The sequence below is a fragment of the Pseudomonas sp. RGM2987 genome, from assembly GCF_022952855.1.
Lineage (GTDB): Bacteria > Pseudomonadota > Gammaproteobacteria > Pseudomonadales > Pseudomonadaceae > Aquipseudomonas.
In genome coordinates this window covers 24557-48915 of sequence record NZ_JALJDX010000199.1, presented here as the reverse complement: position 1 = coordinate 48915, position 24359 = coordinate 24557, and the positions used below count along the sequence as shown (strand labels likewise).

General features: G+C 61.2%; 21 protein-coding genes and 1 tRNA gene. 16 read left to right on the top strand and 6 right to left on the bottom strand.

The window, feature by feature from the left end; genetic code table 11:
- The first annotated feature begins 9 nt into the window (after positions 1–9).
- The 4 genes from RGM2987_RS15365 (at position 10) to RGM2987_RS15350 (ending at position 2710) form a co-directional block, all read left to right on the top strand.
- Positions 10–582 (top strand): RNA polymerase sigma factor, encoded by a 573-nt coding sequence (locus tag RGM2987_RS15365; protein ID WP_245142661.1) that lies wholly within the window; start codon positions 10–12, stop codon positions 580–582.
- The gene (locus RGM2987_RS15360) at positions 579–1214 is read left to right on the top strand and encodes a hypothetical protein (protein ID WP_245142659.1); all 636 of its coding nucleotides are present in this window, start codon (positions 579–581) and stop codon (positions 1212–1214) included. The genes RGM2987_RS15365 and RGM2987_RS15360 overlap by 4 nt, the downstream gene beginning before the upstream one ends.
- Before the next feature lie 260 nt (positions 1215–1474).
- The gene (locus RGM2987_RS15355; protein ID WP_245142656.1) at positions 1475–2185 is read left to right on the top strand and encodes a hypothetical protein; all 711 of its coding nucleotides are present in this window, start codon (positions 1475–1477) and stop codon (positions 2183–2185) included.
- A gap of 159 nt (positions 2186–2344) precedes the next feature.
- A complete protein-coding gene (locus tag RGM2987_RS15350) occupies positions 2345–2710 on the top strand; it encodes a hypothetical protein (RefSeq protein WP_245142654.1) in 366 nt (121 codons plus the stop codon).
- 109 nt (positions 2711–2819) lie between these two features.
- On the opposite strand, the gene RGM2987_RS15345 is transcribed toward RGM2987_RS15350, so the two are convergent.
- Positions 2820–2896, bottom strand: a tRNA-Arg gene (locus RGM2987_RS15345).
- Positions 2897–3246: 350 nt separating this feature from the next.
- Between RGM2987_RS15345 and gabD the strand changes: the two genes are divergently transcribed.
- The 3 genes from gabD (at position 3247) to RGM2987_RS15330 (ending at position 7492) form a co-directional block, all read left to right on the top strand.
- Positions 3247–4689, top strand: a complete 1443-nt coding sequence (gene gabD, locus RGM2987_RS15340; protein ID WP_245142651.1) for an NADP-dependent succinate-semialdehyde dehydrogenase — start codon at positions 3247–3249, stop codon at positions 4687–4689.
- A 174-nt stretch (positions 4690–4863) separates the two neighbouring features.
- Positions 4864–6141 (top strand): 4-aminobutyrate--2-oxoglutarate transaminase, encoded by a 1278-nt coding sequence (gene gabT, locus RGM2987_RS15335; protein ID WP_245142648.1) that lies wholly within the window; start codon positions 4864–4866, stop codon positions 6139–6141.
- A 133-nt stretch (positions 6142–6274) separates the two neighbouring features.
- Positions 6275–7492, top strand: coding sequence for an HDOD domain-containing protein (locus RGM2987_RS15330; RefSeq protein WP_245142646.1), 1218 nt, complete (start codon positions 6275–6277; stop codon positions 7490–7492).
- A 49-nt stretch (positions 7493–7541) separates the two neighbouring features.
- Here RGM2987_RS15330 and RGM2987_RS15325 read toward each other — a convergent pair whose 3' ends face one another.
- Together RGM2987_RS15325 and desA are read right to left on the bottom strand one after the other, a co-directional pair.
- Positions 7542–8531 (bottom strand): sensor domain-containing diguanylate cyclase, encoded by a 990-nt coding sequence (locus RGM2987_RS15325; RefSeq protein WP_245142643.1) that lies wholly within the window; start codon positions 8529–8531, stop codon positions 7542–7544.
- Between the two features lie 328 nt (positions 8532–8859).
- Positions 8860–10044 carry a delta-9 fatty acid desaturase DesA gene (gene desA / locus RGM2987_RS15320; RefSeq protein ID WP_245142640.1) on the bottom strand — a complete coding sequence of 395 codons (1185 nt, stop codon included), beginning with the start codon at positions 10042–10044 and terminating at the stop codon, positions 8860–8862.
- 145 nt (positions 10045–10189) lie between these two features.
- On the opposite strand from desA, the gene dibA reads away from it, so the two are divergent.
- Positions 10190–12097, top strand: a complete 1908-nt coding sequence (gene dibA, locus RGM2987_RS15315; RefSeq protein WP_245142637.1) for a phosphodiesterase DibA — start codon at positions 10190–10192, stop codon at positions 12095–12097.
- A 384-nt stretch (positions 12098–12481) separates the two neighbouring features.
- Here the strand turns inward: dibA and RGM2987_RS15310 are convergent, their stop codons facing one another.
- The 3 genes from RGM2987_RS15310 to RGM2987_RS15300 form a co-directional block, all read right to left on the bottom strand.
- Positions 12482–13900: a PAAR domain-containing protein gene (locus tag RGM2987_RS15310; RefSeq protein WP_245142634.1), complete on the bottom strand. Its 1419-nt coding sequence runs from the start codon at positions 13898–13900 to the stop codon at positions 12482–12484.
- Complete coding sequence (locus tag RGM2987_RS15305; RefSeq protein WP_245142632.1) at positions 13897–14430, bottom strand: hypothetical protein; 534 nt, start codon at positions 14428–14430, stop codon at positions 13897–13899. The genes RGM2987_RS15310 and RGM2987_RS15305 overlap by 4 nt, the downstream gene beginning before the upstream one ends.
- 384 nt (positions 14431–14814) lie before the next feature.
- Positions 14815–15198: a DUF6124 family protein gene (locus tag RGM2987_RS15300; protein WP_245142629.1), complete on the bottom strand. Its 384-nt coding sequence runs from the start codon at positions 15196–15198 to the stop codon at positions 14815–14817.
- Between the two features lie 492 nt (positions 15199–15690).
- Here RGM2987_RS15300 and oscA point away from each other — a divergent pair, with 492 nt between their 5' ends.
- The 8 genes from oscA to RGM2987_RS15260 all read left to right on the top strand — a co-directional run bounded on the left by oscA (position 15691) and on the right by RGM2987_RS15260 (position 24304).
- The gene (gene oscA / locus RGM2987_RS15295; protein WP_042732574.1) at positions 15691–15873 is read left to right on the top strand and encodes a sulfur starvation response protein OscA; all 183 of its coding nucleotides are present in this window, start codon (positions 15691–15693) and stop codon (positions 15871–15873) included.
- A gap of 125 nt (positions 15874–15998) precedes the next feature.
- Positions 15999–17012, top strand: coding sequence for a sulfate ABC transporter substrate-binding protein (locus tag RGM2987_RS15290; protein WP_245142626.1), 1014 nt, complete (start codon positions 15999–16001; stop codon positions 17010–17012).
- Between the two features lie 212 nt (positions 17013–17224).
- Entirely contained in the window at positions 17225–18043 is an 819-nt protein-coding gene (cysT, locus tag RGM2987_RS15285) for a sulfate ABC transporter permease subunit CysT (RefSeq protein WP_013692011.1), read from the top strand.
- Between the two features lie 13 nt (positions 18044–18056).
- A complete protein-coding gene (cysW, locus tag RGM2987_RS15280; RefSeq protein ID WP_245142624.1) occupies positions 18057–18926 on the top strand; it encodes a sulfate ABC transporter permease subunit CysW in 870 nt (289 codons plus the stop codon).
- A gap of 3 nt (positions 18927–18929) precedes the next feature.
- A complete protein-coding gene (locus tag RGM2987_RS15275) occupies positions 18930–19919 on the top strand; it encodes a sulfate ABC transporter ATP-binding protein (RefSeq protein WP_245142622.1) in 990 nt (329 codons plus the stop codon).
- Positions 19920–20217: 298 nt separating this feature from the next.
- Positions 20218–21579 (top strand): cytochrome C, encoded by a 1362-nt coding sequence (locus RGM2987_RS15270; protein ID WP_245142620.1) that lies wholly within the window; start codon positions 20218–20220, stop codon positions 21577–21579.
- Positions 21576–22088, top strand: coding sequence for a sorbitol dehydrogenase (locus tag RGM2987_RS15265; protein ID WP_245142617.1), 513 nt, complete (start codon positions 21576–21578; stop codon positions 22086–22088). The genes RGM2987_RS15270 and RGM2987_RS15265 overlap by 4 nt, the downstream gene beginning before the upstream one ends.
- Positions 22085–24304 (top strand): GMC family oxidoreductase, encoded by a 2220-nt coding sequence (locus RGM2987_RS15260; protein WP_245142615.1) that lies wholly within the window; start codon positions 22085–22087, stop codon positions 24302–24304. The genes RGM2987_RS15265 and RGM2987_RS15260 overlap by 4 nt, the downstream gene beginning before the upstream one ends.
- Positions 24305–24359 lie beyond the last annotated feature (55 nt).

Below are 24359 nucleotides of genomic sequence, written 5' to 3'. Positions count from 1 at the left end.
GTCCCCCAAATGCCCGCGCCGATGGATCCCCCCAGCGATGAATCATTGCTGGCGCGCTATCGCAATGGCGACGGCGCTGCTTTTGAAGCCCTGTACGCCCGTCATCGGCAGGGGCTTTACCGTTTCCTGGTGTCGCTGAGCAACAAGGCCGAGCTGGCCGAGGAGATCTTCCAGGACACTTGGCTCAGCCTGATCCGCAGTGCCAGCCAACCACAAGGACGGGCGAAGTTTCGTACGTGGTTGTTCCAGATTGCCCGCAATCGCTTGATCGATCACTGGCGCAAACACGGTGTCCACAACCCGTTGCATGACAGCTACGACGAGCAGCTTCACGTCCAGCCCGATGACACCGACAGCCCCGAGCAACAGCTGAGCCTGAGCCGCGACCAGGCGCGCCTGGACGCGGCTTTACAGGCGTTGCCCGAAGACCAGCGGGAGGTTTTCCTGCTGCGCCTGCACGGCGACCTGGACTTACCACAGATCGCCGCCTTGACCGGCGTCCCGCTGGAAACAGTGAAAAGCCGCTTGCGTTACGCCCAGCAGAAATTGCACCGCCTGCTGGCCGAGGAGGTACCCGCATGATCGATTCCCGACAAACTCCGGATCCGGCCGACGACGCGCTGATCGAGCATTTCCGTCAACACACCCGTGGCGAACCGCCCGCGTCTCTGGACGCCTTCGTCCTGGCTGCCGCCCGCCGCGAAGCCCCCGCGCCCAAGGCATGCCTGTGGCAACGCTGGCTCCAGGCTTGCCAACGGCCGCGTTGGCAAGTGGCATTCGCTACGGTGGCGGGTGTGGCGCTGATGATCGGCCTGGTGCTGCGCTCGCCACTGCCCCACGATGAGTCGCCCCACCACGAGCTGGCCGCGCCGGCCCCGCTGGATTATTCCGCCGACCGCCAGGCGCCGGTTATTGCCGCCGCGCCAGCACCCGCCATGCCGGCGCCCGCGCCGATGGCCCGCATGGCCCCTCAGGCCGAAATGGCCATCGCTCCGGACAGCCTCGCCGGCCAACTCCAGGCGGATAAGCCTGCGGCGAAAATGAGCAAACGCGCGCCCGTTACGCAACCGTCGCTGGAGAAGGAATTGGCGGAGGTCCTGCGCCTGCGCCAATCGGGCGAGGCCCGGGCGGCGGATGAAAAGCTGCTGGCGCTGCACAAGCGCTTTCCCAAGGAGGATTTGCCTGCGCGGTTGGAGGCGTTGAAGAAGCGCTGAGGGATCAGCGCATATAAGAAGCCCAGTCGGCACGTCAATGCTGCTTACTTAAGGACGTCAATGAGCCGGTGGCGAGGGAGCTTGCTCCCGCTGGGCTGCGCAGCAGCGCATCTGCTCCTGCGAGAGAGGCGGACCTGCTTGAGGTGGTAAGTTGCCATATCGATGGGGCGGGCAGGGTGGAGGCGTAAGCCGTCCGTCACCCATTGGCGTTACAAATGCAGGCGTAGCAGGATCATATGAGCGGAACTATACTCGCCAGCATGAAAAAGCTGATGCTCGAACTCGACGGAACCGACCCAAGCAAGCTCTCGATGACTCGCTTGACGGATTATCTGTGTGAGCTCGCTGAGCTTTTTGGCTCGCAAGATAATGTCCATTTTGACTCTGTCACCGAAGGCTGTGTCTGCCTGAATACATGGGTGGAGGATGAGAAATATCCCCAGGTGTTGAACAGGGTGCGCGAGGCCGCTCAGGGAATCGGTCCTAAGCGTGCAAGAAAAGCGTATCAGCAGCTATCCGCACTGATGGAGCAGGATCGAGTGGATGGTGTCCTGCAAGCGGCGGATGCGAACATTCTTCAATTTCCCAAAGCCAAGGCGGCACCTCCTCCAATGATTGTCATCAAACAAGGTACCGTCCAAGGCCGCTTGTATGTGGTAGGCGGGAAGGATGAGACGGTTCCTGTTCGGCTTGAGGGGGCTGGTGGCGAAACGCTTCTTTGTGAAGCCGATACGGCATTGGCTGAACAACTGGGCAAGCTGTTGTTCAAGCACGTCCGGGTTCACGGGAAGGGGGAGTGGGAAAGTCGACCGAATGGTGGCTGGCGGCTGCGGAAAATGTTCATTCAGTCTTACGAAAAGCTCGAAAAAACCTCTTTGCGTAGCGCTGTTACCCAGCTCAAAGAACTGGGTGGTATCACCTGGAGCGAGATGGATGATCCTCATGGAACGATTCAGAACCTAAGGGGGTGAGGTGCGTATAGTTCTTGATACTAACGTTCTCGTACAAGCCTTGGGGAATGCCAAGGACGGTATCCTCCTGGTTGATCCCGCCACAGGTCAGAATGTTGATAGGGCGGAAGCCAGAGCTGAAGCTTTAATCGACTGGTCGACGCAAGAGGCGGTACCGTCTTGATCCCAACTCCTGCGCTGGCTGAGTATCTGGTCGGCGTTGATCGGGATTTTCATCAGAGCCACCTTGATGTCATAAACGGCCTTTCATGTTTTGAAATCGTATTGTTTGATCAGATCGCAGCGGTTGAATGTGCTCGAATGGTTGATGACAACGAGCTGAAGGTGCTTGATCCGGCAGCAACGAAAGCCAAGTTACGTTTCGACCGACAGATCATTGCGACTGCTCTCGCAACCAACGCTGATGAAATCTGGACTCATGATGCGGGGCTTTATTCCAAGGCTCAGAAATGTGGGCTTGTGGTGCGATCTCTGGGAGATATCGAACCAGCCCCCGAGCAACTTGAGGTCGATCTCGACGCCTAAAATTCATTGAGGCGCAGGCACCGGGATTTTTGTTTTCCGCGCGGAGCGTGAAAAACGATCGCCCACAAAAAAGCCCCAGTCTCGCGACTTGGGGCTTTTTTGTTGTATATGGCGCACCAGGCGGGATTCGAACCCACGACCCCTGCCTTCGGAGGGCAGTACTCTATCCAGCTGAGCTACTGGTGCAACGCGGGCGCCATGATACTCATAAGCATAGCGGGCGTCCATGCTGCTGATTCGCCGGTGTTTTCCTGCGCTTGGGCGGGTGTGGGCTACGCTGATCAGAAAAAACAGGCAAATACGGGTTTTTTGTTCTTTTTTTCGAACAGCCTATTGTCCTTCACCCCCATCGGCCCTAGGATTCGTTTGAGATTTCAAACGCTCTTGTCTGGGTGCTGAACCGCACGTCTATGCTTGTTGTGCGTTATTTCTGTGCTTCAGCCCGGTGAATGATTTCCCTGACGGCAGCCCATAAGGCGCCTTTCTACAACTCTAATTCGCTCCGCGTGCGCGCGGTGCTGTTAAGGAAAGCCGACATGCAGCTTAAAGACACCCAGTTGTTCCGCCAGCAAGCCTTTATCGATGGCGCTTGGGTCGATGCGGACAACGGTCAGACGATCAAGGTCACCAACCCGGCAACGGGCGAAGTGCTGGGCACCGTGCCGAAGATGGGTGCAGCCGAAACCCGTCGTGCAATCGAAGCCGCCGACAAGGCGCTGCCGGCCTGGCGTGCGTTGACCGCCAAGGAGCGCGCCAACAAGCTGCGCCGCTGGTACGAATTGCTGATCGAGAACCAGGACGACCTGGGTCGCCTGATGACCCTGGAGCAGGGCAAGCCGCTGGCCGAAGCCAAGGGCGAAATCGCCTATGCAGCATCGTTCATCGAATGGTTCGCTGAAGAAGCCAAGCGCATCTACGGTGACGTGATTCCCGGCCACCAACCTGACAAGCGCCTGATCGTGATCAAGCAGCCGATCGGCGTGACCGCCGCCATTACCCCATGGAACTTCCCGGCTGCGATGATCACCCGCAAGGCCGGCCCGGCCCTGGCCGCAGGTTGCACCATGGTCATCAAGCCTGCGTCGCAAACCCCGTTCTCGGCCCTGGCCCTGGTGGAACTGGCGCACCGTGCCGGTATTCCGCAAGGCGTGCTGAGCGTGGTCACCGGCAGCGCCGGCGACATCGGCGGTGAGCTGACCAGCAATCCGATCGTGCGCAAGCTGTCGTTCACCGGCTCGACCGAGATCGGTCGCCAGTTGATGGCCGAATGCGCCAAGGACATCAAGAAAGTTTCCCTGGAACTGGGCGGCAACGCGCCGTTCATCGTGTTCGACGACGCGGACCTGGATAAGGCCGTCGAGGGCGCGATCATTTCCAAGTACCGCAACAACGGCCAGACCTGCGTCTGCGCCAACCGCCTGTACATCCAGGATTCGGTGTACGACGCGTTCGCCGAAAAACTCAAGGCGGCGGTGGCCAAGCTCAAGATCGGCAACGGTCTGGACGATGGCACCACCACCGGTCCGTTGATCGATGAGAAAGCCGTGGCCAAGGTCCAGGAACACATCGCCGATGCCGTCGGCAAAGGCGCGACCGTGCTGGCCGGTGGCAAGCCGATGGAAGGCAATTTCTTCGAGCCGACCATCCTGACCAACGTACCGAAAGATGCCGCCGTGGCGAAGGAAGAAACCTTCGGCCCGCTGGCGCCGCTGTTCCGCTTCAAAGACGAAGCCGAAGTGATCGCGATGTCTAACGACACCGAGTTCGGCCTGGCCTCGTACTTCTATGCCCGTGACCTGGGCCGTGTGTTCCGTGTGGCCGAGGCCCTGGAATACGGCATGGTCGGCGTCAACACCGGGTTGATTTCCAACGAAGTCGCGCCGTTCGGCGGCATCAAGGCCTCGGGCCTGGGCCGTGAGGGCTCCAAGTACGGCATCGAGGACTACCTGGAAATCAAATACCTCTGCCTGGGTATCTGATTCTGCTGCAAGCGCGAAGGGCACGAGAGCGCTGTCCCTTTGCGCCGTTTCAAAACGCAATTTCTCTGTGGCCGGGAACGCCGTGGCAGTCGATCATCGCATGCTGCCGCCGTTGACTTCCCGCCGTGTAATCCTTGAACCACGCCGACCGATGAGCGGCGAATGAGGACTTTAATGAGCAAGACTAACGCTGACCTGATGGCCCGCCGTACCGCCGCTGTTCCACGCGGTGTTGGCCAGATTCACCCGATCTTCGCCGAATCGGCAAAAAACGCCACGGTAACCGACGTCGAAGGTCGTGAATTCATCGACTTCGCCGGTGGCATCGCCGTATTGAACACCGGCCACGTGCACCCGAAAATCATTGCCGCCGTGACCGAGCAACTGAACAAGCTGACCCACACCTGCTTCCAGGTCCTGGCCTATGAGCCGTACGTGGAACTGTGCGAGAAAATCAACGCCAAGGTGCCGGGCGATTTCGCCAAGAAAACCCTGTTGGTCACCACCGGTTCCGAAGCGGTGGAAAACGCCGTGAAAATCGCCCGCGCCGCCACTGGCCGTGCCGGTGTGATCGCCTTCACCGGTGCCTACCACGGCCGCACCATGATGACCCTGGGCCTGACCGGTAAAGTCGTGCCGTACTCGGCGGGCATGGGCCTGATGCCGGGTGGCATCTTCCGTGCGCTGTACCCGAACGAACTGCACGGCGTGAGCATCGACGATTCCATCGCCAGCATCGAGCGCGTCTTCAAGAACGATGCCGAGCCCCGTGACATCGCCGCGATCATCATCGAGCCGGTACAGGGCGAGGGTGGTTTCTATGTGGCGCCGAAAGAATTCATGAAGCGCCTGCGGGCCCTGTGTGACCAGCACGGCATCCTGTTGATCGCTGACGAAGTGCAGACGGGCGCTGGCCGTACCGGCACCTTCTTCGCCATGGAGCAGATGGGCGTCGCTGCCGACCTGACCACGTTCGCCAAATCCATCGCTGGCGGTTTCCCGCTGGCCGGTGTCTGCGGCAAGGCCGAGTACATGGACGCTATCGCTCCTGGCGGCTTGGGCGGCACCTACGCCGGTAGCCCGATCGCTTGCGCAGCGGCGTTGGCGGTGATGGAAGTGTTCGAAGAAGAGCACCTGCTGGACCGCTGCAAGGCCGTCGGCGAGCGTCTGGTCACTGGCCTCAAGGGCATCCAGAAGAAATACCCGGTGATCGGTGAAGTGCGTGCGTTGGGTGCGATGATCGCCGTGGAGCTGTTCGAAAACGGTGACTCCCACAAGCCGAACGCCGCTGCGGTGGCTCAGGTCGTGGCCAAGGCGCGGGACAAAGGCTTGATCCTGCTGTCCTGCGGCACCTACGGTAACGTCCTGCGAGTGCTGGTGCCGCTGACCTCGCCGGACGAGCAACTGGACAAAGGCCTGGCGATCATCGAAGAGTGCTTCTCCGAGCTCTGAGACTGCGAGCTGATTCACAAAAAACCCGCCTCGGCGGGTTTTTTCATGTCTGCACGCTTTTCGCGTCGGTTTTGAACTGTCTTGAACGGCCGCCATTGTCTAAGGTGCAAGTATGGCAAGGGAGTGATGCTGTATGACCGCTGTGGATTTACCCGCTGTACCCCGTGTGCTGATCGCCGAGGCCGATCCGGAGTCCCGCGAGCTGCTTGAGCAGGTTCTGTCCAGCCTGCGCTGTGACGCCCGGGTGGACAGCTGTGGCGAGGGCCGACAGGCTTTGGATTTGCTCGCACACAACCCCTACGACCTGGTGATTGCCGATTGGGAATTGCCGGGCGTCGATGGCCTGAGCATCCTGCGCGGCCTGCGCCAGCAGCATCGGACCCCGGCGTTGCCGTTCATCCTGATGAGCCGACGCAACGACAGCGCCAGCGTGCGCGAGGTCTTGCCGTTGGCGCCGACGGCCTATTTGACCAAACCCTTGAATCGGGAAAACCTCACCCAGCGCCTGCAAGGCTTGTTGCTCAGTGGCAGTGAAGAGGCCGCCAACGAGGCGCCGGTCCCGGGGCCGGGGCTTAGCCTGTCGGCGTTTCTCGAGCGTCGACGCGATGTGTCCGAGGGCGCGCCGTTGATGACCGACGTGCAAGTGGCGATCAAACGGGCGCTCAACCCCGGCGGCCTGGACCTGAAGTTGCTGGAAGAAGAGCTGCGCACCGACCCGCAGATCACCGCCGTGCTGATCGCGGCGGCCAACAGCGCGGCCCAGCATCAAGGTGGCGGCCCGGTGCAGACCGTGGCCCAGGCACTTCACCACCTTGGCACCGGGCAGAGCATGAACCTGATCCTCGGCCTGACCCTCAAGCGCTGCGCCCGGCTCAGCGTGCCGTGCCTGGCGGACTATGCCGAGCGTTACTGGGAGCTGTCGCTGCACACCGCCGAATACGCCCGGAACATGGCGCGCTTGTTGGATCTGGAGCAGGAGCGCTGCTATTGCGCCGGGCTGCTGCATCGCCTGGGCGACCTGGCGTTGCTGCGTTGCCTGGAAGAGTGGAAGCAGGCTGGCGGTGAACTGGATGAGCCAGAGGAGGTAGGGGATTCGCTTGAGCAGTACGGCGCCGGTTTCGGCTCGGCGCTGCGCACGCGCTGGCGTTTGCCGTTGGAGCTGCGCGAGTTGATTGCGGCAGTCTATAGCCTCGGTGGCGGGGTTTATTCCCGTGAAGCGCTGGTGATGAACATGGCCGCGCAAATGGCGCACTTGCCTGCCCATGAAGGGCTGGAGGAGCTGGCCCGTGGGCGCACGGCGCGCTTGTTGAAGATTGGATTGCCGGAGTTGATGCGCTTGCGCGGGAAGTGAAGTGACCGCCTAACCCACAGGGGCCTGGCGTGTCTTCGGTTCTGACTGCTCAAGCCGCAATAATCCGATTCTTACCCTGGCGCTTGGCTTCATACATCGCGGCATCGGCGCGGGCGAACAGGCTGTCGAGGTTCTGGTCGTCGGCGGTGATGCTGGTCAGGCCCTGGCTGACGGTAATGCCAAAGCCTTGCTCGCCGCAGCGGAACGCCAGGCGCTGGATTTCACGCTGCAATCGTTCGGCCACCTGTAGGGCCATGTCCGGGGCGCAGCCGGGGAACACCGCAGCGAATTCTTCGCCACCGATCCGCCCGAACAGATCACCACGCCGGAGTACCGAGCGGCCGCTTTCGGCAATTTTCTGCAACACGGTATCGCCTTCCTGATGGCCGTAGGTATCGTTGACCACCTTGAAATCATCGATATCCAGCAACAGGAACGCCATCGGCGTGCCCTGCAAACGTGCCTGCTCGAATTCGCGATGGGCGCATTCGAAAAAGTGTCGGCGGTTGCTGCTTTGGGTCAGCACATCGGTGGTCGCCAGCCGCTGCAGTTCGCTTTCCAGGCGCTTCTTTTCAGTGATGTCCTCGGCGATGCCGACCACGATCACCGGTTGCCCTGGCTCGTCCTTGCGATTGATAAAGCATTTGTCGCTCAGCCAGCGGATCTGCCCGTCGGCGGCGATGATGCGGTATTCACGGTCCTCGACCGCGCCTTTGACCAGCACTTCGGCCAGGCTGCGTTCGGCGTATTCCAGGTCGTCGGGATAGATCGCATCGCGCCACTCGTTGAAATCGGCCAGGACCAGGCCGGCCGGGCGGCCAAAGATTCGCTCATAGGCGGGGCTGACATACAGCACCTGACGGGTTTCCCAGTTGAACGCCCACAGCACCGCATTGACGCTGACCAGCAAGGAACTGAACAGCTGCTCGCGCTCGCTCAGGCGCGCCACTTCGCCCTGGGCGTGCATCAGCGCCATGAGCGTTTGGGCCGCTTCAGGCCAGTGAGGTTGGGATGAATCCTGTAGGTTCTTGTCGACCATCGGCACAAATCTCAAAGAGCGTGCGCTGTTGTGAGTTCGCACGCGCTTTCTCCAAAGCCCGCCTGGATGGCGAAGTGCTCTTTGAGATAAAGGATCGCGGACGAAGTTCCTTTTCAGGCGACGAAGGGCGGGGTCGGATAGTCCTTCACGGGGAGCGCGGCGATGAACCCTGTGGCGAGGGAGCTTGCTGTGGCGAGGGAGCTTGCTCCCGCTGGGCCGCGAAGCGGCCCCAAGATTTTGCGGTTGCTGCGCAACCGAGCGGGAGCAAGCTCCCTCGCCACAAAAAATGCCACTCCATAGCAAATTGGTTTGCCATGGAGTTCTGCTGTCAGGCAGTAGCAGGCCGCAGCGAGTAGGTCTTGAGCTGATCAGCGAAGTCGCGCAGGGACTGGATGCCGCTGGCCTCGGCTTCGTGGACCCATTCCTTGATGGCGGCGAGCATGTCGTGGCCGTTGCTGCTGGTCTTGACCCAGATCTGCTGCAACGCCAGGCGTTTTTCGTAGATCACTTTCAGGGCCTGGCTGTGTTCCAGCATGTTCTGGATGCGCAGGTGGTGACGGTCGTCCAGCAGGCTGGTTTCCCGTGACAGCAGGCGTTTGGCCCGGTGGAACTGGTGGCGCACCGAGTGATCGACCTTTTCCAGCTCCTGCTTGACCAGCGGCGCGATGACCAGCCGGCGATACTGGGCCATGATCTGGAAACGGTTGTTGAGGATCGCCATGGCGGTGTCCATGTCCAGGTGGCCCTTGCCGGCGACCCGGTGGGCAATCGGTGCGACGCGTTGGACCTTGGCCAGGCGCAGGAAGCTGAACACCTGGATCCAGGCCCAGCCCAGGTCGAACTCCCACTTGCGCACCGACAGCTTGGCCGAGTTGGGATAGGTGTGGTGGTTGTTGTGCAGCTCTTCGCCGCCGATCAGGATGCCCCAGGGCACCAGGTTGGTCGCCGCGTCGCGGCATTCGAAGTTGCGATAGCCCACGGCATGGCCCAGGCCGTTGACCACGCCGGCGGCCCAGACCGGGATCCACATCATCTGGATGGCCCAGATGGTGATGCCGATGGTGCCGAACAGCAGCAGGTCGATCACGCCCATGATCGCCACGCCCAGCAGCGGGAAGCGGCTGTAGAGGTTGCGTTCGATCCAGTCTTCGGGGCAGTTCTTGCCGTAGATGCGCAGGGTCTCCGGGTTTTCCGCCTCGGCGCGATACAGCTCGGCGCCCTTGCGCAACACGGTGGACAAGCCTTTGACGACCGGGCTGTGGGGGTCATCGACGGTTTCGCACTTGGCGTGGTGCTTGCGGTGGATGGCGGTCCACTCGCGGGTGTTCTGCGCCGTGGTCAGCCACAGCCAGAAACGAAAGAAATGCTTGAGGCCGGCGTTCAGCTCCAGGGAGCGGTGGGCCGAGTAACGGTGTAGGTAGACTGTGACGGCAATGATCGTGACGTGGGTCATCAGCAGGGTGACTGCCACCAGCGACCAGGCTGACAAGCCAAGGAAACCTTCGTACCACATAGGCTGTTGGGCCCTCGATAAAGATAGAAACTGCCGATGCATTATCACCGGCCCCACAGATAAAACCAGTCGGCCTTTCAGATAAAAGTGGCAGGATGTTTCTTCCTCTATAATCCCGCCTATTTGTAGGGACATGGACGACCGAATGACTGCCCATCAACGCAGTGCCCTGAGTGCAACACTGCTATATCTCGTGCTATCAGTCATCTGGTTGCAGCTGGCTGGTTATTTATTGAGCAGTTTCTTCGATCAATCTGCCGACCGGCTTCGCTGGCAGCTGATCAACGGTTACGCCTGGGTGCTGGTCAGCGCCGGGCTGATCTTCCTGGCCTGGATGCGCAGAGCGCGATCTTCCGGGAATGAGGCGCCGAATGCCGATCGCGAGCGCCTGCGCCAGGCCGCCGCGGTCTTTGATTGCACCCGCGAGGGCGTCCTGGTGACGGATTGCAATGGCCTGATCGTGCACGTGAATCGGGCGTTCATGACCATTACCGGTTACGTTCGCGACGAAGTGCTGGGCCAGCGCCCGAGTCTGTTCAAGTCCGGTCGCCATGGGCCGGATTTTTATCGCGCCATGTTTGCCTCCCTGGGCAGCGCCGGGCAATGGAGCGGCGAGATCTGGAACCGGCGCAAAAGCGGCGAAATCTACCCGCAATGGCAAACGATCCGCGCCATCCACGACGACGGCGGCCAGGTCAGCCATTACGTCGCGGTGTTTTCCGACATCAGCGCGATCAAGCATTCCGAGCACGAACTGGCGCACCTGGCCCATCACGATCCGTTGACCGGGCTGCCCAACCGCCTGTTGTTTTCCGACCGGGCGGAACAGGCGCTGGCCTCGGCGCAGTCTCACAAGCGTGGCTGCGCGCTATTGCTGGTGGACCTGGATCACTTCAAGAACATCAATGACAGCCTGGGCCACACTGTGGGCGATGAGTTGCTCAAAAGCGTGGCCGAGCGCTTTCGCGAGCTCTTTGCGCCGGGCGTGACCCTGGCCCGGCTCGGCGGTGACGAGTTTGCGGTGCTGGTGGAAAATTGCTCCCAGCCGGGCCAGGCAGCGGTGTTGGCCCAACGTATCCTCGATGCGTTGAAAGCGCCGTTGCGCCTGGACGGCCATGCGCTGTTCATCAATGCCAGCATTGGCATCAGCCTGTTCCCCGGCGACGCCCGCAGCGCCGGGCAATTGCTGCGCAACGCCGACTCGGCCTTGTTCAAGGCCAAGAGCGCCGGCCGCGACGGCTACGCGTTGTACACCGAAGAACTCACTGCCCACGCCCAGCAGCGGGTCGAGATTGCCTTTGAACTGCGTCAGGCCCTCCAGCAACAGGAACTGCGCGTCCATTACCAGCCGGTACACGACCTGGCGACCAGCCGCTTGATTGGCGTCGAGGCGCTGGTGCGCTGGGAGCACCCCACGCGCGGGTTGGTTTCGCCGGCCGAGTTCATTCCCATCGCCGAGCGCACCGGGCTGATCGCCCAGATCGACGCCTGGGTCATGGACCAGGCGTGCCGCCAGATGTGCCAATGGCAAGAGGCCGGCGTGGCGTTGTCGTTCGTCGCGGTCAACGTCTCCAGCCGGCTGTTCGCCCACCGCGAGTTATACGATCAGGTCGCCCGAGTGCTGCACGACACCGGCCTGGACCCGGCATGCCTGGAACTGGAAGTCACCGAAAGCGCCGTGATGGAAGACCCGGAGGTGGCGCTGGAACAGATGCATCGTCTACGAGAATTGGGTGTGCGCCTGGCCATCGACGATTTCGGCACCGGCTATTCCTCACTGCTGCGGCTCAAGCGCCTGCCGGTGCAAAAACTCAAGATCGACCAGGGCTTCGTCGCCGGCCTGCCGTGGGATGAAGACGACGCCGCCATCGTCCGCGTCATCATCGCCCTGGCTCGCAGCATGGGCATGCAGGTACACGCCGAGGGTATCGAACAGCGGGAGCAGGCGGCGTTTTTGCTGGAACAGGCTTGTGAGCTGGGGCAGGGGTATTGGTTTGGACGGCCGGTGCCGGCGCAGCAATTGGATTGGGAGCATGCGCCGGCGGTTATTTGATTGGCGGTTTATCTAGATTTGACCAGCACGGCTACAACGCCCACCCACGCTAGGGTGATTGTCATCAATGTCGTATCGATAATTAAGAGCCGTTTTAGATAAGGTGGGAAATATTTGATGTCAACAGAGTCCGCATCCCCTATGCGGATATAGGCCTTCGGAAATATCACCATTCCGGCGATCTTGCTTACCAGCATCATTGTCCAGAGCCCACCACGGCTCCGCCAAGAGGGGCCCCAAAGATATATGAAACGGCTGTTTTTCAACGCTGCCATCATGTCGCCTAGATGGTAACGAATCAGATATGTCGTGAACATCAGACATATCAAGCTCAACGGGAATGGGGCGGCCGCGACGATGATTGCAATCCATAGGGGCCAAGTATCAATGCTTGTCATGGATTACAACTTCGAACATTTTCTCACCGGCGTATTCACCCACAGCACCGCCAGCGGTTGTGCCCGCCCACGCACCGATACCAACTACGACCGCGACACAAAGGACACCCCCGACCCCCGTTGAGGCGCCAAGCGCCAAGCAGAGCGGCCCACTGGCTGATAGACCTAGGTTTGCGCCCCTCACTCCAACAGCGGTGGACAGTGTGAATTTGCCAGTCTCAGTAACCTTAACCTTCTCACAGGCCTCTTCAGATCCCCCGTTACATACCTCCTGAATTGCCGCTAATGAAGATATCCCTCCAATACCAATGCCAATGAACCCCCCCGCTTTCATATACTTCGCGCCACGACTGACCGAATCTACATGCGTCGCATAACCCGGTATCTGCCCCGGCGCGCCTGCCTTGTTCCAGTGATGCACCAAGCTTTTGCTGGAAATGCCCAGCGCGGTTTTCAGCTTGGGGTGGTCGCCGAGGCTGGTCTGGCCGCGCAGGCGGGTGGAATTGAGCAGGTGCGCATCCAATTGGGCGAGCAGCAGCTTGCGCTCGGCGAAGAACTGCGGCGATCGGAGATGGCCGTGTTGGCGAAAGCTGTTCTGATGCAGGCGTTCCATGGCCTGGAGCGTGTCGCGCAGGCTGTTCAAGTGTTTTTCCATCATCACCGCGCTGACGCCGAGCCAGGTTGAGGTCTGGCCGGTGAAGCTGGCGATCTCGGCCGCGTGGCGGTGCATGAAATCGGCCTGTTCCGGTGTCAGGTCCTCAAGGGCCGCGTTCACCGTTTCGGCAGCGGCCATCACCTGGGCTTCCTCCCGGCTGCACTGCAGATTGTTCGGATCGCTCAGCACGATCATTGAACCTGCCTTGACCACACCCTGATGCGGGTTCAATGCCCGGAATTTACGCATCACCGCCGGGTCGGGCGTGTGGAATAGCGTGGCCTCCAGTGCTTCGCGGGTCACGCTTTTGGGGACGACGTAGAAACCCGGTTCCTGGGGTTCGACGCGATTGAATACCACCGGCGGCGGGCTGCTCGATGGGGCAAAGCCGGATGGGTGCGGCGTCGTGGGCGCGCGGGTGGCAGCCGGTGGGGTCGGTTGCGCGGCTCGGGTGGTTGGCGCAACGCAAGCTTCATTCCGGTAGGTGGCCGTGAACACCGAAGGGAGCAGTTGGGCGTTGCATGGGCATCCGCTGCGACTGTCCAGCGTACCCGCCATCTGCCGGCCCTCGTTGATCATGTGGGAGATGCCGCCCAGGATCCGGTAGATTTCCCCGTCTTTTCCACAAGTGACGCGATCGCCTTCGCAGGCGTGAAGGAGGCCGTCCAGGCTGAACCCCGGATCGCCATCGATGACTGTTCCGCCGCAGGTGGTTCTGTCGCCCAGGCCGATGTAGTAACCCACGTTCACCGGGCGTTTTCCTTGCGCGCAACCAGGCGTAGGCGACGGCCTTCTACGGGCTCGATGGCGGGCAGGAAATCCTCCGCCATCGGCACGCCTTTACGCAGGACGACAATCAGGGTTTTCTGCAGCGTGTTGATGATCTCGTCACCATTGCTGAGGCGGCTGCCGACCAGAGCGAAATTATTATTACGTTTACCGGCCCCGGTGACGATGCGCGCCATGCTGCCGTCGGGATACACGACCTTGTCGCCTTTGAGCGCGGTGCGTAGCTTGCGGCCATCCAGGGTGAGCTCCAGCCCCGATGACGCCTGCTGGACGGTGCCGCCGTCGCGGGTCTGGCTACCCTCGGTGGCCACTCGGTAGAGGGCAATGGGCGGATGGGCTTTGGCGTAGCCCTGATGCCGTTTAAGCAGCGCCGCGATTTCTTCGTCACAACCCTCCAGCAGGCGTTCGGGCTCAAAGTACAGATCGTCCAGGTGGCTCAGGCGTTCAGCGCAGGTTTCGTTGGTGTAGCGGGGCAGCAAGGATGCGGTCATTTTCATGGCTCTTATTCAGGGGAAGTCGTCCGCAGGGTTTTGGGCTGCGTTGCCCTGTTCCCAGGGGATCAATGAATAAAACGATGAGCCGCTGATGGGGGGCAATCCCGGCGTGGGGGCATTTGCAGCGAATAGGAAAGTTCGTAGGTCGAGTTGCGCTTTTTCCTACATTAGAGTGCATTTGTTAGGTGATTTTGGGGGGCGGGGTGTCAGGTGAGAGATCAGTTGCTGATACATCGCTTTCGTCGGATCGCCGCCCGGAGCAAGCCCGCTCCCACATTGGATGGGTGTTGAACTTGATATTCGGTTCGACACATAACCTGTGGGAGCGGGCTTGCTCGCGAAGGCGTCGGTTCAGCTTGCATCAATGTCGACAGGGGACCTCTATGTCTTGGCGCCTTGTGCCTCGCTGTGCTGGGTCTCCAGATGATCCATCGCTCGTTCGACCAGCAACTGGACGCCGTCAGCCATGCGACTGATCGCCAGGGCTACGCAGCGGCGTGACTCGTCCACGTCGTCAGCCAGGTCGGCGGCGATGGTGCTGATGGAGAGCAGGTCTTCGGAAGCATTGGCCAGCAGGGTTTCGGTGTCGATGTGGGGAGCGACGATGAACAGCTGGTTCTTGTCGGGTTCGGGCGGTGAGGCGGGCTTGGGGTTGAGGTAATAGTCGAGGGCGCGGGTGGCGGCGTCTTCGAGTTTCTTTTCTTCAAGGATTTCGACGCGGGATTTGTGATCGTTTTGCGGGGGATTCGGCGTAGGTTTGAACATGGGTAGGTTTCCTATTGGCTGGAGAACCGCCCTGAATCGCTTGCACGCAATGTAAGGGTGGCAGCTGTGTGCGAGTGTGCAAGACCGAGTCACCTACCCAAACTCGGCAGATCCGAAGATCTCCCGAACACAGCCGCCATAAAACACGGGCGCGAATGCGCCAAGAATGGCTGAAGCATTATGGGTTGGTGTTTTACTCGGACTTGCACGTCCGTGTCACCGTTTTTTGCGATGACAAAAAAGAGGTTAGCCGCGCACGAACGCCGCGCCTAGTTCATGAACAGCCCCACGTCTTGAAGGAAATATCCGAAGTATCGGCAGGCAAAGGTCCAGCAGTTCCACGTCCTACAGCACATTCCCAGGTAGATGAAATTTTGGTTATATAAAAATTCTTAAATAGTCTTTTTAAGAATATCCCGCTTTATCTAGTATTGCTCCCACGCCGCAAGCAGTGCCGCCCACTGCCAGGCATTCATTCAAAGGAGCAGCAGCATGAGCGCATCCCTACGCAGCGTTGACGGCCAGGACGAAGCAACCATTTTGCGCGAGATCCAGAGCGCGTTACGCGATCTACGCTTTGGGGCAGTGGAAATCACCGTGCACAACGCGCAGGTGGTCCAGATTGAACGCAAGGAAAAATTCCGTTTGCAGCAGCCGAGTCATAAGCCGGGTTGAAAGGATCGCAGCCTTCGGCAGCGCCTGCCGGGGGGCTTGATGTAAGCGCTGTCGCGGGCTGCGATCTACTAACCGCAACCGATTTCCAGAAGCCATAAGAAACCAGAATTCCAGGAGCTTTCACCATGTCGTCAATTCGTCGTTATGCCCTGGCCGCCCTGGCCAGCGCTGTTTTTGCCGGTTCCGCCGTCGCCAAGGATTACGAGCTGCTCAACGTGTCCTACGACCCGACCCGCGAGCTGTACCAGGATTACAACGCCGAATTCGCCAGTTTCTGGAAGAAAGCGCACCCGGACGACAGCGTGAAGATCCAGCAGTCCCACGGTGGCTCGGGCAAGCAAGGCCGGGCGGTGATCGACGGGCTGCGGGCCGATGTGGTGACCCTGGCGCTGGCCGGTGACATCGACGAAATCGCCAAGCTGGGTAAAAGCCTGCCGGCCGATTGGCAGACACGCCTGCCGCAGGCCAGCACGCCGTATACCTCGACCATCGTGTTCCTGGTGCGCAAGGGCAATCCAAAAGGCATCAAGGATTGGGGCGACCTGATCAAGAACGACGTGTCGGTCATCACCCCCAATCCCAAGACTTCCGGCGGCGCTCGCTGGAACTTCCTCGCAGCCTGGGCCTATGGCCTGAAAGCCAACGGCGGTGACGAAGGCAAGGCCAAGGAATACGTGCAGGCCTTGTTCAAGCACGTGCCGATCCTCGACACCGGCGCCCGTGGCTCGACCATTACCTTCGTCAACAACGGTCAGGGCGACGTGTTGCTGGCCTGGGAAAACGAAGCGTTCCTGGCGCTGAAAGAAGACGGTGGCGCCGATAAGTTCGACATTGTCGTGCCGTCGCTGTCGATCCTCGCCGAACCGCCGGTGGCGGTGGTGGACAAGAACGCCGAGAAGAAGGGCAACCTCGAGATCGCCGAAGCGTACCTCAAGCACCTGTACAGCCCGGCCGGACAGGAAATCGCCGCCAAGAACTTCTATCGTCCACGGGACAAGGACGTGGCGGCCAAGTACGCCCAGCAGTTCCCGAAACTGGAGCTGGTGACCATCGATAAAGACTTCGGCGGCTGGAAAAGTGCACAGCCGAAATTCTTCAACGATGGTGGGGTGTTCGACCAGATCTATCAGGCGCAGTAAGCTGAAACAGAACAACTGACGGTCAGCCAAGCGCAATTCATGTGGGAGCGGGCTTGCTCGCGAAGGCGGTAGCGCAGTCAATAACAGTATTGCCTGGCACACCGCTTTCGCGAGCAAGCCCGCTCCCACAGGTAAGCATCATGATGGGCTGACACTTGCTTAACAGGTCTCGATTTATTGGGACTTTTGCGCGTTTTCAACCAAGGACTTCTATGTCGCGTCGCATCTCACCCGTCATACCCGGCTTCGGGCTGACGCTGGGCTACACCCTGGTGTACCTCAGTCTGATTGTGCTCATACCGCTGGCGGCGATGTTCGTGCATGCCGCTCAACTCACCTGGGAACAGTTCTGGGCGATCATTTCGGCGCCACGGGTACTGGCTGCCTTGAAGCTCAGCTTCGGTACCGCGCTGTACGCCGCGATCATCAATGGCGTGATCGGTACGCTGCTGGCCTGGGTGCTGGTGCGCTACACCTTCCCTGGGCGCAAGATCATCGACGCGATGATCGACCTGCCGTTTGCCCTGCCCACCGCCGTCGCCGGCATCGCCCTGACGGCCTTGTACGCGCCGACCGGCCTGGTGGGCCAGTTCGCCACCGACCTGGGTTTCAAGATCGCCTACACTCCGCTGGGTATCACCCTGGCGCTGACCTTCGTGACGCTGCCGTTCGTGGTGCGCACGGTGCAGCCGGTGCTGGCCGATATTCCCCGTGAAGTCGAAGAGGCCGCCGCCTGTCTCGGTGCCAAGCCCTGGCAGGTGTTCCGCCACATCCTCGTCCCGGCATTGCTACCCGCCTGGTTGACCGGCTTCGCCCTGGCGTTTGCCCGTGGCGTGGGCGAGTACGGCTCGGTGATTTTCATCGCCGGCAACATGCCGATGAAAACCGAGATCCTGCCGCTGCTGATCATGGTCAAGCTCGACCAATACGACTACACCGGCGCCACCTCCATCGGCGTGCTGATGCTGGTGGTTTCCTTCGTTCTGTTGCTGCTGATCAATTTGCTGCAGCGGCGCATCGAAACCCCATAAGGAGGCGCGAAAAATGTCCCAATCGTCTATTTCCGCAGCCTCCACCAACGCGGCCCGTCGTGGCAGCGCAACGTCGCGGCGGGTGCTGATCGGCCTCGGCTGGCTGATTTTCGCGCTGTTCCTGTTGCTGCCCTTGTTCATCGTCGTGTCCCAGGGCCTGAAGCTTGGCCTGGGGGCGTTCTTCAGCGCGATCTTCGAACCCGATGCGTTGTCGGCGCTCAAGCTCACGGTGATTGCGGTGCTGATCTCGGTGCCGCTGAACCTGGTGTTCGGGGTCAGCGCGGCATGGTGCGTGAGCAAATATTCATTCCGTGGCAAGAGCATGCTGGTGACGCTGATCGACCTGCCGTTCTCGGTGTCGCCGGTGATTGCCGGCCTGGTCTACGTGTTGATGTTTGGCGCCCAGGGCCTGTTCGGGCCATGGCTGTCGGACCACGACATCCAGATCGTCTTCGCGCTGCCGGGCATCGTGCTGGCGACCATCTTTGTCACCGTGCCGTTCGTGGCCCGGGAGTTGATCCCGTTGATGCAGGAACAGGGGACCCAGGAAGAAGAAGCCGCGCGCCTGCTGGGTGCCAATGGCTGGCAGATGTTCTGGCACGTCACCGTGCCGAACATCAAGTGGGGGCTGATCTATGGCGTGGTGCTGTGTACCGCTCGGGCCATGGGTGAGTTTGGCGCGGTGTCGGTGGTGTCCGGGCACATTCGCGGGGTGACCAACACCCTGCCGCTGCATGTCGAGATCCTCTACAACGAATACAACCACGTGGCCGCGTTCGCCGTGGCGAGCCTGTTGCTGATCCTGGCGCTCTTCATCCTGCTGCTCAAGCAGTGGAGCGAAAACCGAATCAACCGCCTGCGCGCCAGCGCCGCGGAGGAATAAGTCATGTCGATCGAAGTCCGTAACGTCAGCAAGAACTTCAACGCCTTCAAGGCCCTGGACAACATCAGCCTGGACATCCAGAGCGGTGAGCTGGTGGCGCTGCTGGGCCCGTCGGGTTGCGGCAAGACTACTCTGCTGCGGATCATCGCCGGCCTCGAAACGCCGGACCAGGGCAATATCGTATTCCATGGCGAGGACGTGTCCGGCCATGACGTGCGTGATCGCAACGTCGGTTTCGTGTTCCAGCACTACGCCCTGTTTCGCCACATGACGGTGTTCGACAACGTCGCCTTCGGCCTGCGCATGAAACCCAAGGGCCAGCGCCCGAACGAAAGCCAGATCGCGACCAAGGTCCATGAGTTGTTGAACATGGTGCAACTGGATTGGCTCGCCGACCGCTACCCTGAGCAGCTTTCCGGTGGCCAGCGCCAGCGTATTGCCCTGGCCCGTGCATTGGCCGTGGAACCCAAGGTGCTGCTGCTGGACGAACCTTTCGGCGCCCTCGACGCCAAGGTCCGCAAGGAGCTGCGGCGCTGGCTGGCGCGGCTGCACGAGGACATCAACCTGACCTCGGTGTTCGTGACCCACGACCAGGAAGAGGCGATGGAAGTCGCCGACCGGATCGTGGTGATGAACAAGGGCGTGATCGAGCAGATCGGCTCGCCGGGCGATGTGTATGAGAACCCGGCCAGTGATTTCGTCTACCACTTCCTCGGTGATTCGAATCGCCTGCATTTGGGCGAGGACCGGCATGTGCTGTTCCGTCCGCACGAAGTTTCGCTGTCGCGCTCGGAGCTTGAAGACCACCACGCCGCCGAGGTGCGGGACATCCGTCCGCTGGGCGCCACCACCCGGGTCACCCTGAAGGTGGAAGGCCAGAGCGAGCTGATCGAGGCCGAAGTGGTGAAGGACCACGACAGTCTGGTGGGCCTGGCGAAGGGCGAGACGCTGTTCTTCAAGCCGAAGGTCTGGCAAAAAGTCGCCAACCTCTAAGGGCAAAAGCATCGCGAGCAAGCTCGCTCCCACAGTGGTCCGGTGGTGTTCGCCGACTCCCAGGCATACCTCGAACCCTGTGGGAGCGAGCCTGCTCCGGGCGGCGATCCGACGATGGCGTCCTCGCTATCACCGCAATCCAAATCCGAATAACCCCGCCCGGCCTTGCTTCGATCGGTTCTACGCTTTCGCCTTTTGCCAGCCAAAACCCTACCTAGACTCAGAGTTGCCAGGAGGCGAGTAAGAGTCCAATGACGGACCGGTGGTCTCTCCTGCGCCTGATGCAAGGAGAGACAGCATGAGATTGGAAGTCAGTCGGCATGGCCCGTTTGGCTGTGCGTTGTTAGGCGTCTTGCTGGCCCCGGCCGCCAGCGCCGCCCCTTCGTTATCCCCCCAGATACCCTTCGATGTCACGGTCACCCAACCGGTCTCCCTGTCCAGTCTGCAAGCCAATTTCGATGACTTGTCGTGGCAGACCTTCATCGCCCTGAGCTGGCCGGCGCTGGACAACGGCAACCCGGACACCGGCACCCCAATCGGCAAGCAGGACGCGGCGACCGTATGGGAAAGCTGGAAAGAGAGCTACCAGATATTCCGGGCCAAAGGCCAGGCGCCGCTGCCCTGGGGCGCCCCGGCGACCCTTCCCGAGGCCTGCAAGTCGCTCAAGCCCGGGCGTCTGTTGCAGCAGATGGGCAAGGTGCCCGATGTGCTGGATGAGTTTATCCAGCCCTTCGAGAGCGGCCCGCTGGTGGATCAGAACGGCAGCTACACGCGCAACGAAATCGTGGTCAACCAATCGATGTTCAACGACATCGTCGACAACGGTCTGTACAGCATTGAAGGTCAGCAGGCGTTTTTTGCCGCCAAGCCGACCAATGCCGTGGCGTTCAGCTGTGGCATCACCGAAAAGAAACAGGTCGGTGCGCTGATGGTGAAGGCGTCGTGGAAAGTGCTCGGCCCCAATGACCGGGCGCAGGATTTCCACACCGTCGATGCGCTGGTCTACACCCCGGGCAACAACGACCCGAGCCATGGGCCGATTGTCGAGGAGTCGTGCAGGGCCGAGCCGGTCGGGCTGGTGGGCCTGCACATCGTGCATAAGACCAACAGTGCGGCGCAGTGGGTCTGGTCGACCTTCGAGCATGTGAACAATGTGCCGGAAAAAACCACGCCCATGGCCCAGCGCACGGGCCCGTATCTGTTCTACAACGCGGCCAGCAAAAGCGACATCAACCAACCGCCGCCGCGCCCATGGAACCCGGCCGTGAAGGCGACGCCCTCGCAAATCGTGCGGGACATACCGCTGAGCGACGCCACCAAGACCTTGAACGCCAGCTACCAGGCGCTGTTGCGTACGGTCAATCCGCAGAGCGTGTGGGCGAACTACCAGTTGATCAGTACCCAGTGGCCGTCGGACCCGCAACCGAACTGCCAGATATCGGCCGCCAATCCCCTGGGCAACCCCGCGCCGCTGTTCCTGGCTAATGCCACCCTGGAAACCTACATCCAGGGCGCCACGCCCCAGGCGTCGTCCAGTTGCATGGCCTGTCACGGCAATGCAGCCACCCATGTCACCGAGTCCCCGCGTACCAGCTTCGCGGATTTCACCTATTTGCTCGAACGCGCACAGTCCACAGGCGCGACAAGGAGTCAGCCATGAGCAGTGATCTGGATAATTTCGTTGGCCTGTCATCAGCCCTGACCGGCATCCCCACTGATCGGCTGGCGCCCGCCATCGACCAGGTGGGGTTGCCGCCGATCTTTCTCGAATTCATCAGGCCGCGAATCACGCCTGAGGTGCTCAACGCGTTGCTGACCCAGTACGCCACGTTGGCCGGCGACCACGTACCACCGGACCAGATTGCCCAGGCGGTACTGATGAACGGCTCACGGCCAGCCGTCACCCAGGCCGCGCAAGCGGCGCGCTCGATCATGAAACTCTGGCTGCTGGGTGTCTGGTACCAGCCCTATGCCGCCGGCAGCTTCAAGTCGACCGACTCGACGGTGGTGTCCGACCAGGCATACATCCAGAGCTGGGCCTGGAAAATCGCCCAGGCCCACCCCATGGGCTACAGCGAGATGTTTTTCGGCTATTGGAACAGCACGCCGCCCAGCCTTGAGGATTACACCGGGGTGGCGGCGAACACGCAGCAAGGAGCCTCGTCATGAGCACCGAACAAACCGAGGTGATCATCGTTGGCGCGGGGCTGGCCGGCAGCATCATCGCTTATCAATTGGGCATGGCCGGGATCGACGTGCTGGTGCTCGAATCCGGGCCGGAGATCCCGGCCAACCGTGCCCAGTACCTGGAGCGTTTCTACACGGCCACGCTGAAAACCCCGGAGTCGCCTTATCCACCGGTGTCGAACCTGGACACGCCGCGTGATCCGAGCCAGGAAAACGCCCCTCGGGCGACCATCGCCGACCTGATCCTTGGCTGGAACGATCCCAAGGTCAGTTACCTGGTGCAGAAGGGCCCGCTGCCGTTCAACAGCACCTACGAACGGGTGGGCGGCGGGACGACCTGGCATTGGGTCGGGACGTGCCTGCGCATGGTGCCGAACGATTTTCGCCTGAAGACCAAGTACAACGTCGGGATGGACTGGCCGATCAGTTACGACGATCTGCAAAGTGCCTATTGCCGGGCCGAGGCGGAAATCGGTGTGTCGGCCAATGTCGCCGACCAGGCCTATCTGGGCATGACCTTTCCTGAAGGCTATGCCTTCCCGATGCACAGCATTCCGTTGTCGCTGGTCGATGGCAGTTTCGTCACGGCGGTGGCGGGGCAGACGTTCGACGGTTTGCCGCTGGTGGTCAGCCCGACCCCGGCCGGGCGCAACTCGCAACCTTACGCGGGGCGCCGGGTGTGCGCCGGCAATACCAACTGCACGCCGATCTGCCCGATCCAGGCCAAGTACGACGCGACCGTGACCATGAACAAGGCGTTGGCGACGGGCAAGGTCCGGGTGCTGTACCGGACAGTCGCCAGCAAGGTGACCGTGGGAGCGGACCGCAATATCAACGGCGTCGAGTTTATCCAGTATCAGCTGGGCGACGGGCCGATCACTGGCACCGGCGTGGCCGTGGGGCAGCGATATGTGATCGCCGCCCACGCCATCGAAACGCCTAAATTGCTGCTCAACTCCAAGAGCCCGGCCTGGCCCAACGGTGTCGCCAACACCAGCGGGCAAGTGGGGCGCAGCCTGTCCGATCATCCGATCTACCTGGCGTGGGGGCTGATGCCGGAGGGCAAGACGGTTTTCCCTTATCGTGGGCCGGTGTCCACGGCGGGCATCGAAAGCCTGCGCGACGGGGCCTTTCGCAGCCAACGGGCAGCGTGGCGCATCGAAATCGGCAACGAGGGCTGGAACTGGCCGGTTGGCGATCCCTACGTCACCGTGGCCGATTTCATCGACGGCGCCAACAATAGTTGCACCAACCCGCTGCCGGCGAAACAGACACCAGCGCCGCCCACTGAAGCGCTTTACGGCACGGCGTTGATTCAAAAACTCAACCTGTTGTTCACCCGTCAGTTCCGGATCGGGTTCCTGGTGGAACAGGTCGAGGAACACCCCGATCAATCGAACTGCTACATCGTGCCCTCGACCGAGTACACCGACCGGCTCAACATCCCCCGGCCGGAAATCCACTATGACCTGTCCGACTACACCAAGGAGGGCTTCAGGCAGGCAAAGATCCTGGCGAGCCACATCATCACCGAGCTGCTCGGTGCGGTGGAGCTGACCAAACCCATCAACCAGGGAACGTTCAGCTACAAGGGCGAAGACTACAGCTTCCAGGGCGCCGGGCACCTGATGGGCACCTATCGCATGGGGGACAATCCGGCGAACTCGGTGGTCGACAAATTCCAGCGCAGTTGGGACCACAAGAACCTGTTCCTGGTGGGCGACGGTGTTTTCCCCAGCACCGGGACCTCGAACCCGAGCCTGACGATTGCAGCGTTGTCGTTCCAGGCCGGGGATACGTTGTCCAATGACCTCCGGGCCGTGACGATGCAGGTCGCCGCGAACAAGGCCTGGCAGGGCACCGGCGTGCAGCTCGGCGGGCCGTTGCCGCGCCTGGTGCGCTACGTCAGTGGGCTGTGGTGCGCCAGCCCGCAGGGCGGCAATGTGGATGGCAACGGTGGTTCGAGGCACATCGACTATGACTCCTACGCGCTGCCCGGTGCGGCGGAAGGCGCGCTGGTCGGTCGTATCGGCAACAACGGGACGCCGTTCCTGGTCGGCGATCTGCGCCAGCTTCCGGAAAACCAGCAAGGGGAACTGCAGTTGTGCATCAACGATGACCTGACCGGCGCATACGGGAAGGGTCTGACCGACAACACCGGAGCGCTGACGGTGCGGGTCGAGTTCGGCACGGTGTGAAGCCCGGGAGGTAAGGTGCAGGCTCTTGTGGGAGCGGGCTTGCTCGCGAAGGCGT

Bases quoted from the DNA above. Each gene is read 5' to 3' on its own strand.
- RGM2987_RS15365 (WP_245142661.1), top strand. From the start codon at position 10: ATGCCCGCGCCGATGGATCCCCCCAGCGATGAATCATTGCTGGCGCGC.
- RGM2987_RS15360 (WP_245142659.1), top strand. From the start codon at position 579: ATGATCGATTCCCGACAAACTCCGGATCCGGCCGACGACGCGCTGATC.
- RGM2987_RS15355 (WP_245142656.1), top strand. From the start codon at position 1,475: ATGAAAAAGCTGATGCTCGAACTCGACGGAACCGACCCAAGCAAGCTC.
- gabD (WP_245142651.1), top strand. From the start codon at position 3,247: ATGCAGCTTAAAGACACCCAGTTGTTCCGCCAGCAAGCCTTTATCGAT.
- gabT (WP_245142648.1), top strand. From the start codon at position 4,864: ATGAGCAAGACTAACGCTGACCTGATGGCCCGCCGTACCGCCGCTGTT.
- RGM2987_RS15330 (WP_245142646.1), top strand. From the start codon at position 6,275: ATGACCGCTGTGGATTTACCCGCTGTACCCCGTGTGCTGATCGCCGAG.
- RGM2987_RS15325 (WP_245142643.1), bottom strand. From the start codon at position 8,531: ATGGTCGACAAGAACCTACAGGATTCATCCCAACCTCACTGGCCTGAA.
- desA (WP_245142640.1), bottom strand. From the start codon at position 10,044: ATGTGGTACGAAGGTTTCCTTGGCTTGTCAGCCTGGTCGCTGGTGGCA.
- dibA (WP_245142637.1), top strand. From the start codon at position 10,190: ATGACTGCCCATCAACGCAGTGCCCTGAGTGCAACACTGCTATATCTC.
- RGM2987_RS15305 (WP_245142632.1), bottom strand. From the start codon at position 14,430: ATGACCGCATCCTTGCTGCCCCGCTACACCAACGAAACCTGCGCTGAA.
- RGM2987_RS15300 (WP_245142629.1), bottom strand. From the start codon at position 15,198: ATGTTCAAACCTACGCCGAATCCCCCGCAAAACGATCACAAATCCCGC.
- oscA (WP_042732574.1), top strand. From the start codon at position 15,691: ATGAGCGCATCCCTACGCAGCGTTGACGGCCAGGACGAAGCAACCATT.
- RGM2987_RS15290 (WP_245142626.1), top strand. From the start codon at position 15,999: ATGTCGTCAATTCGTCGTTATGCCCTGGCCGCCCTGGCCAGCGCTGTT.
- cysT (WP_013692011.1), top strand. From the start codon at position 17,225: ATGTCGCGTCGCATCTCACCCGTCATACCCGGCTTCGGGCTGACGCTG.
- cysW (WP_245142624.1), top strand. From the start codon at position 18,057: ATGTCCCAATCGTCTATTTCCGCAGCCTCCACCAACGCGGCCCGTCGT.
- RGM2987_RS15275 (WP_245142622.1), top strand. From the start codon at position 18,930: ATGTCGATCGAAGTCCGTAACGTCAGCAAGAACTTCAACGCCTTCAAG.
- RGM2987_RS15270 (WP_245142620.1), top strand. From the start codon at position 20,218: ATGAGATTGGAAGTCAGTCGGCATGGCCCGTTTGGCTGTGCGTTGTTA.
- RGM2987_RS15265 (WP_245142617.1), top strand. From the start codon at position 21,576: ATGAGCAGTGATCTGGATAATTTCGTTGGCCTGTCATCAGCCCTGACC.
- RGM2987_RS15260 (WP_245142615.1), top strand. From the start codon at position 22,085: ATGAGCACCGAACAAACCGAGGTGATCATCGTTGGCGCGGGGCTGGCC.